At 65.3% G+C, this 12,862-nt stretch carries 13 protein-coding genes; 6 read left to right on the top strand and 7 right to left on the bottom strand.

The window, feature by feature from the left end:
* Positions 1-37 precede the first annotated feature (37 nt).
* The 7 genes from ACZK5G_RS21885 to ACZK5G_RS21855 all read right to left on the bottom strand — a co-directional run bounded on the left by ACZK5G_RS21885 (position 38) and on the right by ACZK5G_RS21855 (position 8,790).
* A complete protein-coding gene (locus tag ACZK5G_RS21885) occupies positions 38-1,558 on the bottom strand; it encodes a hypothetical protein (protein ID WP_478464818.1) in 1,521 nt (506 codons plus the stop codon).
* A gap of 96 nt (positions 1,559-1,654) precedes the next feature.
* Positions 1,655-2,551, bottom strand: coding sequence for an oxygen-dependent coproporphyrinogen oxidase (gene hemF, locus ACZK5G_RS21880; protein ID WP_049424225.1), 897 nt, complete (start codon positions 2,549-2,551; stop codon positions 1,655-1,657).
* A 54-nt stretch (positions 2,552-2,605) separates the two neighbouring features.
* The gene (locus ACZK5G_RS21875) at positions 2,606-4,222 is read right to left on the bottom strand and encodes a hypothetical protein (protein WP_478464816.1); all 1,617 of its coding nucleotides are present in this window, start codon (positions 4,220-4,222) and stop codon (positions 2,606-2,608) included.
* A gap of 37 nt (positions 4,223-4,259) precedes the next feature.
* Complete coding sequence (locus tag ACZK5G_RS21870) at positions 4,260-5,378, bottom strand: hypothetical protein (RefSeq protein ID WP_478464815.1); 1,119 nt, start codon at positions 5,376-5,378, stop codon at positions 4,260-4,262.
* Between the two features lie 35 nt (positions 5,379-5,413).
* Positions 5,414-5,974, bottom strand: a complete 561-nt coding sequence (locus tag ACZK5G_RS21865) for a hypothetical protein (RefSeq protein ID WP_049398641.1) — start codon at positions 5,972-5,974, stop codon at positions 5,414-5,416.
* A 30-nt stretch (positions 5,975-6,004) separates the two neighbouring features.
* On the bottom strand, positions 6,005-6,424 hold the full coding sequence (locus tag ACZK5G_RS21860; protein ID WP_277778826.1) for an NUDIX hydrolase: 420 nt from the start codon (positions 6,422-6,424) through the stop codon (positions 6,005-6,007).
* Positions 6,421-8,790, bottom strand: a complete 2,370-nt coding sequence (locus tag ACZK5G_RS21855; protein WP_478464814.1) for a S9 family peptidase — start codon at positions 8,788-8,790, stop codon at positions 6,421-6,423. The genes ACZK5G_RS21860 and ACZK5G_RS21855 overlap by 4 nt, the downstream gene beginning before the upstream one ends.
* A gap of 167 nt (positions 8,791-8,957) precedes the next feature.
* On the opposite strand from ACZK5G_RS21855, the gene ACZK5G_RS21850 reads away from it, so the two are divergent.
* The 6 genes from ACZK5G_RS21850 (at position 8,958) to ACZK5G_RS21825 (ending at position 12,849) form a co-directional block, all read left to right on the top strand.
* The gene (locus ACZK5G_RS21850; RefSeq protein WP_005414880.1) at positions 8,958-9,287 is read left to right on the top strand and encodes a hypothetical protein; all 330 of its coding nucleotides are present in this window, start codon (positions 8,958-8,960) and stop codon (positions 9,285-9,287) included.
* A 36-nt stretch (positions 9,288-9,323) separates the two neighbouring features.
* Complete coding sequence (locus tag ACZK5G_RS21845; RefSeq protein WP_478464812.1) at positions 9,324-9,968, top strand: RNA polymerase sigma factor; 645 nt, start codon at positions 9,324-9,326, stop codon at positions 9,966-9,968.
* Complete coding sequence (locus ACZK5G_RS21840) at positions 9,965-10,180, top strand: hypothetical protein (protein ID WP_125893349.1); 216 nt, start codon at positions 9,965-9,967, stop codon at positions 10,178-10,180. The genes ACZK5G_RS21845 and ACZK5G_RS21840 overlap by 4 nt, the downstream gene beginning before the upstream one ends.
* 279 nt (positions 10,181-10,459) lie before the next feature.
* A complete protein-coding gene (locus ACZK5G_RS21835) occupies positions 10,460-10,771 on the top strand; it encodes a hypothetical protein (RefSeq protein WP_180889480.1) in 312 nt (103 codons plus the stop codon).
* A 51-nt stretch (positions 10,772-10,822) separates the two neighbouring features.
* The gene (locus ACZK5G_RS21830) at positions 10,823-12,034 is read left to right on the top strand and encodes a hypothetical protein (protein WP_478464811.1); all 1,212 of its coding nucleotides are present in this window, start codon (positions 10,823-10,825) and stop codon (positions 12,032-12,034) included.
* The gene (locus ACZK5G_RS21825; RefSeq protein WP_478464809.1) at positions 12,031-12,849 is read left to right on the top strand and encodes a hypothetical protein; all 819 of its coding nucleotides are present in this window, start codon (positions 12,031-12,033) and stop codon (positions 12,847-12,849) included. The genes ACZK5G_RS21830 and ACZK5G_RS21825 overlap by 4 nt, the downstream gene beginning before the upstream one ends.
* Positions 12,850-12,862: the final 13 nt, after the last annotated feature.

Here is a 12,862-nt window from a genome sequence, read left to right as displayed (position 1 = left end):
AGCAGGCTCGACGCTACGGGTACCCCTTCCCGCGCCCTCAGAGCGCGGCTTCGGCCTTCAGTGCCGGCCAGTTGCGGGTGGCGTCCACATCGCAGGCCACATGCGTGCCCTTGCCATCCTTCGCGCAGATCGCTGCCATGGCCTGCGGGATCTTCGGGTCGGCGGTATGCGAATACACCGCTGCCAATGCCAGGCACCCTTCGCGGACACCGGCGCCGCACAGCGTCTCGAAATAGGGCAGCGACGCGGCCCATTTCTCGGCCTCGAACAGCGCTTCGCCGGCAACCTTGCAGCCGAGCAGCTTGCCCCCGGTGCAGCAGGCCTTGGCGCCGTCCTTGCGTGCCAGGGTGGGGCAATCCAGTGGCAGCGGGATTTCCACGAACGTCACCGGCGGCGTGCAGCTGGCATTGCCTGCGGCGGGCTTGCGCTCGTAGTAGGCGAAGCGGTTGCCGCCGTCGACGCTGGCGAGGTTTCCGTTCTTCAGCGGTTGCAGCACGAAGTCGCTGCCGACATCGGGACGGATGAGGATGCGGCCGTCCTGCAGGCGCGCGCGCAGGCGCTGGTCGCGGCCCTCGGCCTCAACCAGGCCGCCATCGAGGAAGCGCAGCTGCGAGAGCACACCGTACTCGGCTTCATAGCTCCCACACGGCAGCGCAGTGGCCGGCACCGGAGCCAGTGAAGCGACCGGCGCAGCGGCCAGGCTGGCAAGCGCCTTGGCGCGGCCGCAGGCCACGCCGTCCGCGCGCTGCGCGCACGACAGCTGCAGCGCTTCGTGGGCCTGCAACAGGCGCCCGCCACTCCACAGCACCTCGGCAACGTCGGCACAGAAGGTCTCGCCGTGCTGCTGCCGGCACAGTGCGGCCAGCTCATCGAGCTGCGCGGACGGCAACACGGGATCAACCGAATGCTGCAGCCCGAGCAGGGACTTGCCGATCATCTCCAGCCCGACCACCTCGGCGATCGCCCTGCAACCCTCGGCGTTGAAGGACGCGGAATCCTCCTTGCAGATCTCCGGCTTCGGCGGCTCGGCCCGTGCAGGCGCCGGGGCAGCGTCCTTGGCCTGCTGCTGGTAGGTCTCCAACAGCTGGGAGCAGGCCGCGCCCACGCCCTCGACGCACCAGGCGTGCAGCTTCACCGGTGCGGCCTCCGGCAGTGCCTCCAGGCACTCGGAGGTGTTCATCACGCAACCATCTTCGATGGGCTCGGGCATCGTCCTGCAGGCGGCGGCGTGCTCACGGGTGAACTCGCGATAGGGCGTGTTGATCGTGCGGTCGTTGTCCGAGAAGAACCAGTTTTCCAGGCGTCCCGTGGACAGGTTGCCGGTGCCGAGCACGTCTTCCTGGCGGGCGATGCGCAGCTCCTCGGTGGCCTGGTAGGGGCCGGACAGGAAGGCGTGGCCTTCGCTCTCGATGGTCAGCGTGATAGTGCCGCCGCTGTCCTTGTAGGTGCCGCAGGCCATCGACTGCGCGGCAGCCGGCAGACTGGCCGAGGCCAGCGCGAGCAACAGCAGGGAGCGCCAGCCCGCAGCGCGGGGGCGGAGGGAAACAGCAGCAGGCATGGGGTCATCCTTGAAGGAGGCAAAGCAGGACCTGTCCGGTGCAGGGCGCACCACAGGCAGGAGAAAACGCCACGCGTCAGGCGTGGCGCTGGAAGGTCAGAGCCAGTCGCGCGGCACCAGGTAATCGGCCAGGCGTGCCTCGGCGCTACCCGCTTCCGGGGTGAAGCCGTACTCCCAGCGCACCCGCGGCGGCAGGCTCATCAGGATGCTTTCGCTGCGGCCACCACTCTGCAGGCCAAACAGCGTGCCGCGGTCGTAGACCAGGTTGAATTCCACATAGCGGCCGCGTCGGTACAGCTGGAACTCTCGCTCGCGCTCGCCGTAGGCGGTGTCCTTGCGCTGCTGCACGATCGGCAGGTAGGCATCCAGGAAGCCATCGCCGACCGCACGCAGATAGTCGAAATCGCGCTCGAAGTCGCCGTGCAGGTCGTCGAAGAACAGGCCGCCGACGCCGCGCGTTTCATTGCGGTGGCGCAGGAAGAAGTACTCGTCGCACCAGCGCTTGTGCGCGGCATAGCGTTCTTCGCCGAACGGGGCGCACAGGTCGCGCGCGACCCGGTGCCAGTGCTGCACGTCCTCGTCGAACGGATAGAACGGGGTCAGGTCGAAGCCACCGCCGAACCAGCTGGCCACCACTTCGCCGTCGCGCTGCGCCTGGAAGAAGCGCACGTTGGCATGCGTGGTCGGCACGTAGGGGTTGAGCGGGTGGAACACCAGCGACACGCCAGTGGCACGCCAGGAGGCGCCAGCCAGTTCCGGACGGTTGGCCGAGGCCGATGGCGGCAGGCGGCTGCCGGCCACGTCGGAGAAGCCGATGCCGGCCTGCTCGAACACCGCACCGTCGCGCAGCACGCGGGTACGCCCGCCACCGCCCTCGGCACGCTGCCACAGGTCTTCCTGGAAGCGGGCCTGGCCATCGACGGCCTCGATCGCCGCACAGATGCGGTCCTGCAGGTCGGTGAGGTAGGCGCGCACGCGCTCGAATTCGTTCATGGCGCGTACTTTACCGCAGGGCCCGCCCGAAGCTGCGGGCAGGCCCTGGCCGGCTCAGCGCTTGCGGTTGGAGTTGCGCGGCGCCGGAGCGTCGTCCTCGGCTGCCTCGTCAACCGCCTTCTGCAGAGCACCACCCAGCGTGATCAGCTCCCAGTTCTGGGTGCCGAGCACGTCGCAGGCCACGTGCAGGCCGCTGCGGTCGGCCTTGCAGAGCTGCTCCAGGGTTGCCCGTGCGTCCAGTTCCGCGCCGTTGCCCTGCGCGGTCACCAGGTTCTCGCACCCTTCGCGCACGCCGGCGCGGCAGACCGTGGTGTAGTGCTCGGCAGCCTGCAGCCAGTCGCCGGACAGCGCAAGGCGGTTGCCGAGAATGTTGCAGCCCTGCAGTTTGCCCTGCGCGCAGCAGGCTTCGGCACCGCCCTCGTTGGCCAGCGCCAGCGGGCAATCCTGCGGCAGTGGCAGCACCTTGAACCGCTTCGGTGCACTGCACCGGGTCGGGCCCTCGCCGGTGGGGACGAACACCTGGAAGCGGGTCCAGTTATCCAGGCCCAGCAACTGGCCGCCGGGCAGCGGGCGCAGCACGAAGTCGCCGTCCCGGTCGTGATGGATGCGGATGTCGCCCGCTTCGACGCGTGCGCGAAGATGGCTGCTCCAGCCCACACCGACCAGGCCGGCATCGCCGAAGTCCAGCGTGTCCATCAGGCCGCCGTCGGACCGGTAGTTGCCGCAGGGTAATGCAGTTGCGGGCTGCGGTCGCAGCGATGCGCCCACCGCCTGCAACGCCGGCAGGCGCTCGCAGGTGGCGGTGTCATTGCCGGGGGTGCAGGCTGCAGCCAGGGCCTGCACCGCCTGCTGGGGATCTCCCGCGTCCCAGGACAGCTCAGCCACGCGGGTGCAGAAGCCGCCGTGCGCTACCTCGCGGCACAACCGCAACAACTGTTGCCGCCGCTCAGCTGGAATGATCACCGGCACGGTCGGCGCCGTCATCGTCACCATGGCTTCGGTCATGGCGGCCGTCATCGCGGCCTTGACCAGCTGCTCCTGCACTGCCGGGTCGGCCTCGAGTGCGGCGGCACACGCCGGGGTTCCCTGTTCGAAGCCACCGTTGTCACAGGCGGCGGGGAGTTTGATGCCGGACAAGGCGGCGTCGAGCGCTGCCTTTGCCAGGGCGGGATCGGCCTCGACCGTGGGTTTGGCCTCCTCGTGCCAACGATCGGCCAGTTGCAGGCACATGCCGGGCACGCCTTCCCGGCACCCTGCTTCCAGCGCGGCCGGGGTCGCTTCGCGACGGTTGTCCAGGCACGCGGCCGCATCGGCCAGGCAGCTGCCATCAGCCGGCGTGGCGGCTGCGGCGCACTGTGCGGGGGCCTGCAGGAGGTAGACCGTGCCATCCACCTCGACCGTGCGGCCACGATCGCGCACCTGCAGCGCGCTGGGCAGGCCGTACTCCAGGTTCACCAGCTGCAGCTTTCCGTCGATCTGCTGGAACGCGACCGGAGACGGCGCACTGCCGAAGTGCTTCTGCTCGCCGCGGTTCGGTGAGCTGATGCGCAGCGTGCCGCTGCCTTCGTCGGCCTTGAACAGGCCGCATTGCGGCGATTGTGCGGCAGCCATCGGCGCGGCCAGCAGCAGGACCCAGGCCAGCCAGCGGCGGCGCGGTGCGGGTGAATGCATATCGTCTCCTTGACGATCGAACGGGAAGCTCCTGGCGCTACGGCGAACCCTGGCCCTCGCGCGGGGGCGTGCATTGTGCCGTGCCGGGCACGAGCTGGTAACGCTGGTAGGCCGTCTGGTTGTCCATGCCGAGCAGGTCGCCGTTGCCGAGCTGGCGCAGCACAAGGGTTTCGCCGTTCTGCTGCAGCTGGACGGCGCCTTCATGCAGGCGGGCATGCGCGCCATCACCGAAGTCGAGCATGTCGATCACGCCACCGTCGGCCTGGTAACGGCCGCACGGCACCTGCTGCAGCGGAACCAGGCGCAGGTCGGTGCCGAGTTCACGCAGCGGCGCGGTACGTCCACAGGCACTGACGCGGCCCGCATCGCAGACCACCTGCAGGGCCTGCACCGCCAACGCAGGTTCCAGCGCGTTCAATTGCTGCGCGGCCACTTCCACGCAGAAGCGGCCACTGCGGTGCTGCAGGCACAGTTGCTGCAGCTGATCGCGTGCAGCGGCCGGAAGCGGCGAACCCAGTGTGTCTTCGTCTTCCTGCTGCAGGCGTTGATTCACCCGCTGCATGGCGGCAGCCAATGCATCATTGGTCAGCGCCTCGCAGGCCTGCGGGTCATGCCCGGGCGTGTGTTCGCGGCAGGCAGGCGGGCGTTCAAAGCCCGTGGCACCGACGTCGTCGGTGGCCTTTGCTGGGCTGCCATCCCGCAGTTGTCGCAGCAGCGCCGAGCAGCCCGCGCCAACGCCTTCGTCGCACGCGCGCTGGATCTGGCCGGGCGAAGCCGCGGGCAGCTGCGCAATGCAGTGGCTGCCGGCGGCGCGGCAGCTGCCGGCAATCGCGGCGGGTTCGCTGGCGCAGTCCCGGGACTGGCGCAGCGTGTAGACCACCACGTCGTCTTCGATGCGCTGCCCATCGGCGCTGATCCGGACCGGCAGTGCCACGCCATCGTCGAGCATGACCAGTCGGGCCTGCGCCGCACTGCGATCGACCCACAGCGGCTCCGGCTCGCTGCCGTCGTCGCGGCGGTAGCCGCTGCTGGGTGATGTGAATATCAGCGCCATGCCACCGTCGGTGCTGCGGTATTCGCCACAGCGCAGCGCATCGGCGGCGGCAGGCAGCGCGGCGAACAGCAGCAGCGCGGGGAGAAGGGTCAGCAAGCGCATGCGACGGTCCTTGTCGTGCGGAAAAGGGGTGTGGCTCAGTGGAAGCGCGAGCGGATGTCTGGTCGCAGCAGTCGCCAGGCCAGCCAACCCTGCAGGCCGAGGAGTACGAATGACATGGCCACCATGGTCAGCGTGATCAACCAGCGCTTCAGATGGAGTTCCTGTTGCAGGACGGCGTCGTCGGAGAGAAACGGGATGACGTCGCGCATGAACACGTCCAGCCACCCGGCGATCGCAAAGTTGGTCAATGCACTCATCAGCAGGATCGCCACAAAGCTCCACAGGCCCCAGCTGCGCTCGCGCAGCAGTCCCCAGCTGGCCAGTGTCGAGGCAAGGCACAGCAGTGCGACGATCATCGACGCGGCCACCGGATGCGCCAGAAGCCAGATCAGGCTGTGCAGGTGCTGGAGTTGTACTTCCCTCTCAACCAGGTGCCAGATCGGAAGGTTGTGCAGCGGCCACAGCAGCAGTCCCTGCATCACGAAGTAGACCGTGAGCAGCAGTGACAGCCAGAACGAGGCGTGTGCGATCGGGCGCACCCAAGCGTGATAGGTCGGTTGGACCAGCGAAGGAATCGGCGGGATCGACATTGACATCCGGTGTCCTTGCAGTCGGTGCCCGCGCGCTCAGCGGGCCGTCACCCGGGTGGCGACGGCGGGCAGGATATGGTGTTCGCTTAGCGGTGCCAAGGGCAGGCCGTGCGGTGGCTGCAGCGGCACCCAGGCCAGTTCGGCGATCTCCGCGCGTGCCTGTGGCATGCCGTCCACCTGCACCCACCAGGCCTGGGCCTGCACGCGGTGGCCGGGCTCGTTCACCGCCCAGTCTTCGAACGTGCCCAGCGCGACGGCGGTCTCGACGCACAGCTGCACGCCGAGTTCCTCGTCCAGCTCGCGGGCCAGCGCCTGCAGCGGTGCTTCGCCGGCTTCGGGTTTGCCGCCCGGCTGGATGAAACGGTCAGCGCCGTGCTTGCGCACCACCAGCGCCCGGCCGCGGTCATCCAGGATGACCGCGGCCACGATGTGGATCGTGGCCGCGGCGTTGCTCACTTCAGGTTCTGCTCGAACAGCTTGAGGATGCGCTTGTACTGGTCCAGCCAGGAATCGGCGCGGACGTAGCCGTGGCGCTCCAGCGGGTACGGAGCGATCGACCAGTTGTCCTTGTGCAGTTCTATCAGGCGCTGGGTCAGGTTCACCGAGTCCTGGAAGAACACGTTGTCATCCATCATGCCGTGGGCAATCAGCAGGTTGTCCTGCAGGTTCTGCGCGTACTCGATCGGCGAGGACACGCGGTACGCCTCCGGATCGATGTCCGGGGTGTTGAGGATGTTGCTGGTGTAGCCGTGGTTGTACTGGTGCCAGTCGACCACCGGGCGCAGCGCGGCGCCGGCCTTGAACGTGCCCGGCGAGCGGAACAGCGCCATGAAGGTCATGAAGCCGCCGTAGGAACCGCCGTAGATGCCGGCGTGGTCGCGGTCACCCTGCTGGGTGTCGACCAGCCAGTCCAGGCCGTCCTTGTAGTCTTCCAGTTCCGGGTGGCCCATGTTGCGGTAGATCGCCGTACGCCAGTCGCGGCCGTAGCCCTCGCTGCCGCGGTAATCCATGTCCAGCACGATGTAGCCCTTCTGCACCAGCAGGTTGTGGAACATCTGCTCGCGGAAGTAGGCCGGGTAGCGCTGGTGCACGTTCTGCAGGTAGCCGGCGCCGTGCACGAACATCACGATCGGGTACTTCTTCCCCGGTTCCTTGTTTTCCGGTTCGTAGTACTTGGCCCAGACCACGCCGGCGCCATGCTTGGACGGCACTGCCACCAGCTTCGGCTGGATCCACTGGCGCGCCTTGTAGTCGGCGGTACGGGTGTCGGTCAGCACGCGGGCCTGGCCACCGGTGCTCGGCAGCACGGCCAGCTGCGGCGGCAGGTAGGCGCCGGAGTAGCGCACCAGCAGCTGCTGGCCGTCCGGCGACAGCGAGAAGTCTTCCACGCCGTTGAGGCTGGTCAGCTCGCGCACCTGGCGGCTGCCGGTATCGACCGCGCAGACTTCGTAGTCATGCGGCGCCTGCTGGTTGCACAGGAAGTAGAAGCCCTTGCCATCGGCCGACGGCACCGGCGCCGAGGTTTCCCACTTGCCGCTGGTCAGCGCCTGCGGCTTGGCCGTGCCGGCCTGGGTGTACAGGTGCGAGAAGCCCGATTCCTCCGACAGCAGCCACAGCGTGCGGCCATCGGCCATCCAGCCGAAATCATTGAAGCCCCAGTTGATCCAGCCGTTGTCGGTCAGGCGATGACGGTTCTGCACGCGGCCATCGGCAGCGTTGACGCTGATGATCCAGCGGTCCTTGTTGTCGTTGGCACGCAGCATCACCGCGGCCTGCTGGCCGTCGGCGCTCCAGCGGATGCCACCGCCCATGAAGTCGCTCATCACCTGCACGCTGCGGTCGCCCTTCAGCGCATCCTTGCCGGCCTTGCGGCGCAGCTCGGCCAGCGGGTCGGTGGCGATGCCGGGCAGGCTGGACAGCGAGACCTTCTCGGCCTTGCCGGTGCGCACGTCCACATACCACAGGGTGTGCGGTTCGAAGCCGTTGCGGCCGACGCGGGTGCGGGTGTCTTCGGTTTCCTCGTAGCCCGACTCGGTCACGTACAGCGGCATCTTGCCGCCGCGGCCGTCATCGAAGTCCTTCGGCTTGGTCACCACGATCAGGTGGGTCAGGTCCGGCGACAGCACGCTGTCGGCGATCTCCACGTCGGTGCCCAGGTACACCGGGCCCGGCGCGCGGGTCGGGTCGGCCTGGCGCCAACGCTGGTCCTGGTCCTTCAGTGCTTCGCGCTGGTCACGGTCGCGGCGCAGGGTTTCCAGCGTGCGCAGCTGCTGGTCACGCAGCACGTCGGCCTTCGGCGGCGTGCGCGGATCCTTCTCGGCCTTCAGGCTGGCCACCTGCTGCACGCCGCTGGCGGCGGTCCAGTGGAACCAGTTCTGGCCAACGCGCCAGATCACGCCATTGTCGGCAGCAAAGTTCACGTTGCCCGCGCGCTCGTTGCTGCGGGTCAGCTGGGTCAGCGCGCCGCTGCGCAGGTCGCGCACGAACACGTCGCCATTGCGGACGAAGGCGCTGCGGCTGCGGCTGCGGTCGTAGACCGGCTCGGCCACGTCCAGGGTGCCGCGCTGGTCATCGGCCACCTGTGCGGCCACGCCACCCGCCACCGGCTGGCGGAACGTATCGCGCACCGGGCTGCCGTTGCGCTTGAGCTGGTATTCCACCTGCTGGCTGTTCCACGACCACCAGGCCTTCTCGACCGGCGGACCGATCCAGTCCGGGTCGGCCATGGCCTGTTCGATGGTGATCGGCGTCGGCGCGGCATGCGCAGCCGGTGCGGCCAGCACGGCCGACAGCAGGAGGGACAGGGGCAGCACTCGGGACATGGGCGGACGGCACCAGAAGAGGAAACCGGCCAAGCGTAGCAGCCGCAAGGGCCCGGGGCAGGGGCCACAGGTCATGGCAGCGGGATTGGCAAAGTGGTGCAACCGGTAACCGGCCTCGCGCATCCATTCTCCTGAACCCGCATCATCCACCGAACAGGAGCCCGACCATGCAGGAACTGATCCCGATCACTCTCTTCATCTGCATCGCCTACGCGATCCACGCCATTGCCGATGCCCGCGCCCGCAGCAAGCTGGTGGCCCCGCACGTGCCGGAGGAAGTGATCCGCTCGCTGGCCGTGCTGGAAGAAGAACGCCGCCGCCAGGGGGCGCTGCGCTGGGGCATCAGCCTGGTCTGCCTGGCGTTGGCCATGGCCCTGCTGGAAGCCATCGGTGCCCGTGACCTGACCTTCGGTGCCGCCGCCGCGCTGGTCGGCAGTGCTGGCCTGGGCCAGCTGCTGGCCTGGCACTTCACCCGCCCCGCCGCGCGCAAGGGCTGAGGCAGGCATGCCACGGGCACAGGGGGCGCCCCGCGCATGAGCCTGCTGGGTGGAGCATTGGCTGCATTGCGGGGGCGTCGCCGCGACGTCCCCGCCGAGCTCATACCCGACGCAGATGACGACCGCGCTCTGGTCCGCGCCATCATCGATGGTTCGCAGCCGGCGTTCGCGCAGCTGGTGCAGGCGCATCAGCGCACCTGCGCGCACGTGATCGGGCGCATGGTTGGCGACCGCGATCAGGTGGCCGACCTGCTGCAGGAAACCTTCCTGGCCGTGTTCCGCCAGCTGCACCGCTTTCGTTTTGAATCCTCGCTGCGCACCTGGGTTTCCCGGGTGGCCTACACCACCGCGCTGCAGCACCTGCGACGGCGACGCCTGGAAGCGCAATGGATGGTTGCGGTGGAGGTGCCGGAAGAACTTGGCATCGGTGATGAAGGCCCGGGCCCGGCCGAACTGAGCGAGGCGCTGCAGGCGGGGCGCCATCTTGGCGTGGCGCTGGAGCGGCTGAGTGCACTGCAGCGCCTGATCGTCGGCCTGCACTACCTGGAGGACTTCGACCTGGCCGAGATCGAGCAGGTGACCGGGCTGGCACGCGGTACCATCAAGAGCCACCTGCACCGCGCGCGCCAGGTCCTGAAGCAGGAACTGACGCGGCATGCCGCCGCCGGAGAACTGCTGTGAGCCCATCGACCGACCCTCGCGATGCGGAAGAACGCGCGCTGGCGCAGGCGTTGCGTGAGCAGACGCAGCAGGAAGAGACGCCGGATGTGAGCGAGGCGCTGCAGAAGCGCATTGCCGCTGAATCGCGCGATAGTGGCGTGGGCTATGTGGTGGTGCAGGTGGTGTTGTTGGGGGCGTTGGTGGCGGCGGCTGTCTGGTATTTCTGGCATTAAGCGATTTTATAGACCGACACCAGTCGCATACGGCGTGAATCTTCCTATGCCATTCCCGAGGTCGCTGACTCGGATAATCCCCCACACCCGACGGATTGCGTCAGCTCCAGACGCTACGTGACGGTCTCCGCACTGAGGATAGTTGCAAAGAAATCTGCTGCTATTGATGTCGATGACCCTGCTGGAAAAATCTAAATCGTCAGCAACCGCTGACGTTGGCCAGGAGCCGCGCAAGCTCACGGTCATATCCAGCAGTATCAACTTCAAAGGAGCTGAACAATGTCGAAGATCTGCAAATCCGTGCTTCTCCCACCGGCACTCATTGCAATGCTTGGTCTATCCGGAATCGCATCTGCTGCGCAGGAAAGTGCGACCAATGATCTCACGCAGATCCAGAACGTCTCTGTGCTGGACATCAACCTCGTCAGCGGGGCGGAGCTGCAAGAAGGAATCAGCGATAGCGAGATCGCGGGTGTGCAATGTACCAACTACTCAAGCGGTGGAACCCACTGCGGTCACTACTCGTCGGGTGACGCAGAAGAGCTCCAGTTCGCGCATGTCGTTCCTGAAGTACAGAAGTTCAACGTCTAAGAACGCGGACGGCCGCCCTTGGGGCGGCCGTCCGCCACCAAGGAGAGGTTGATGAGAACTTCCGTAGAGGAAATCAGGAGAGCGATTGAGGATCCGCGTAGAACGGTTGACGTTTGCTCGGTACTTCTGGATGCATGGTTTGAAGCTGCTCCGCGTCGTTTGGGCGAAGCTCTTTCGAAATTCAGAGCGAAGAAGCTCGAGAACCACAAATGTGTGGAGAAATTTGAAAGAACGTTCAAGAACCTGGATCCTGCGGCAAGAAGAAGATTGCTTGGGTCCCCGTGGGTTTCTGGATTCATGGATGATCCAGATGGAGTCTCGCATGAAGATCCAGATGGAAGGCCCGTCTCGACCATCGAAGCACTTCATCTCGCCGCAAGGGCGGAGTGTCAAATTTCTCCAAACCATGAAGAAGCGGGAGGGTTGGACCATGGGAAGGAAGTCGAAAGCCCACTAGGGGAGTGGGTGGTAAGGCAGCGTGATTTCGGATTTGAAAAGGTTGAGCGGGCAAAAGTGGGGGGCGTGATCGCTCTGGACGTGGATAGTGGACTGGCACGCCGGAACGAACCTGAGAGCGGAACGTTCTGCAATCCATTCATGAGTATTTCACCAGAAGAGCTTGGGGTAATCCAAGAGAAGCTGGAAGCCGCCATAGAACTCGTGGATAAAGCCACTCCACATCTGGGTCTGCTGATTCGAATATTCACAAGGCGTGTGTTTGTGAGGAAGTCGATCCAGTTGGGTGATCAGGTTTCACCACTCAATCTTGGATCCGAGTATCGGCCTATTCATGTTGGTTGCATCCGAATTCTCAATGTTCACAGGCCAGAAATGACCGTGGATCTTTGCGCAGAGGCAATTCTGCATGAGTCCGTACACTCGTATCTCTCTGCCTATGAAGAGGTGCACGGGAAGTTCATGTCAGGTGCAATCAGGGTGCGCCCGGTTTCACCATGGTCAGGAAATTTCATTCCCAACCATTCGCTGGCACACGCGGTTTTTGTTTACTACGCCATCCATCAGCTTCTCGGGAGATTGGTTGGTGTCGGCGGCGAGATTGGAGAAGGAGCCGGGAGGAGAATGAAGCGACGACTGATGCACGTAGCGGGCGGATTCTTCATCGAACGGAAGATCTCGACGCTATTCGTACTGGAGTCACCCGCCTCATTGCAGCTGATGGCGGTCGTGGATGAAATTCAGGAGGAGATCAGGGCCCAGTACGGCCGAAAAGTGCAAAGGGAGATGCTGGAGAGCGTGGCATGAAGATTCCAACCATTGTCATCCACTCCGACCCGGAAGACGTTGTCGCAACCGTGCTGAGAGATGTCGAGGGTGTGAGTGTGATGCATCTGGACGAGCTGACTCAAAGTTGGTGCGTTCAGGAGGCTGAGATCATTGAACCCATAGTGGAAACGTCGATTCCTAACATGTGGTCCGCCTACATCATCAACAGAGTCTTCGATCTCTCTTGCACCGAGATTGGCAAGCGTCTTCGTGCATTCGGATTGCATGAGAACTGGGCACACACAGCTTTGGGTTCGGTTCTATCGCGAGCGCACACACTGACGTATGGAATTGGTCCTCGCGGAGTGAGTAGATCGCTTCTCCCCTTGAATGTGCAGTGGAAGCTTCTTTCCGAGCGTATTCCAGGCATTAGAACGCCACGTTTTGCTTTTGGGTTCGGTCATCGAATGCCTGATATGTCGCATCTGGACAAATTCGTACAGAAGTCAGTCTGGTCCTACTTCCGTTGGGACGGTGATTCTGATGTCGCAGAAGGGGAGCAGCAGTGGCATCCATTCTTCGTCGAACAGCCGCAAGGCATCCCAATCATATGTAGCTATCACGGAGAGGCGTTTGCACTGAGTTTCCCTAGGGGGCGACCCAAGGCGGATCTCGGGGCCTTTCCCGCTCTCATATGCGCATGCCGGGAACTTTTCGACAGCAGGATGGGCGAGATTCTGGTGTACCAAGAGAACGAAATCCTGACCTTCTGCGCCTGCAGCCCATACATGGCTGGAATAGGTGAGCTGGGAGAAAGGGAGCAACTTCTTCTACGGGGAGTTCCTTCGAGTTGAAGTTGAGGGCTCT

It is taken from the genome of Stenotrophomonas sp. 62841_Sma, from assembly GCF_056482945.1.
This window is presented reverse-complemented; position numbering and strand designations above follow the sequence as displayed.

Excerpts from the sequence above, each read along its gene's own strand:
- ACZK5G_RS21870 (WP_478464815.1), bottom strand. The coding sequence starts at position 5,378 with ATGCGCTTGCTGACCCTTCTCCCCGCGCTGCTGCTGTTCGCCGCGCTG.
- ACZK5G_RS21885 (WP_478464818.1), bottom strand. The coding sequence starts at position 1,558 with ATGCCTGCTGCTGTTTCCCTCCGCCCCCGCGCTGCGGGCTGGCGCTCC.
- ACZK5G_RS21850 (WP_005414880.1), top strand. The coding sequence starts at position 8,958 with ATGCAGGAACTGATCCCGATCACTCTCTTCATCTGCATCGCCTACGCG.
- ACZK5G_RS21825 (WP_478464809.1), top strand. The coding sequence starts at position 12,031 with ATGAAGATTCCAACCATTGTCATCCACTCCGACCCGGAAGACGTTGTC.
- ACZK5G_RS21835 (WP_180889480.1), top strand. The coding sequence starts at position 10,460 with ATGTCGAAGATCTGCAAATCCGTGCTTCTCCCACCGGCACTCATTGCA.
- hemF (WP_049424225.1), bottom strand. The coding sequence starts at position 2,551 with ATGAACGAATTCGAGCGCGTGCGCGCCTACCTCACCGACCTGCAGGAC.
- ACZK5G_RS21855 (WP_478464814.1), bottom strand. The coding sequence starts at position 8,790 with ATGTCCCGAGTGCTGCCCCTGTCCCTCCTGCTGTCGGCCGTGCTGGCC.
- ACZK5G_RS21865 (WP_049398641.1), bottom strand. The coding sequence starts at position 5,974 with ATGTCAATGTCGATCCCGCCGATTCCTTCGCTGGTCCAACCGACCTAT.
- ACZK5G_RS21875 (WP_478464816.1), bottom strand. The coding sequence starts at position 4,222 with ATGCATTCACCCGCACCGCGCCGCCGCTGGCTGGCCTGGGTCCTGCTG.
- ACZK5G_RS21830 (WP_478464811.1), top strand. The coding sequence starts at position 10,823 with ATGAGAACTTCCGTAGAGGAAATCAGGAGAGCGATTGAGGATCCGCGT.
- ACZK5G_RS21845 (WP_478464812.1), top strand. The coding sequence starts at position 9,324 with ATGAGCCTGCTGGGTGGAGCATTGGCTGCATTGCGGGGGCGTCGCCGC.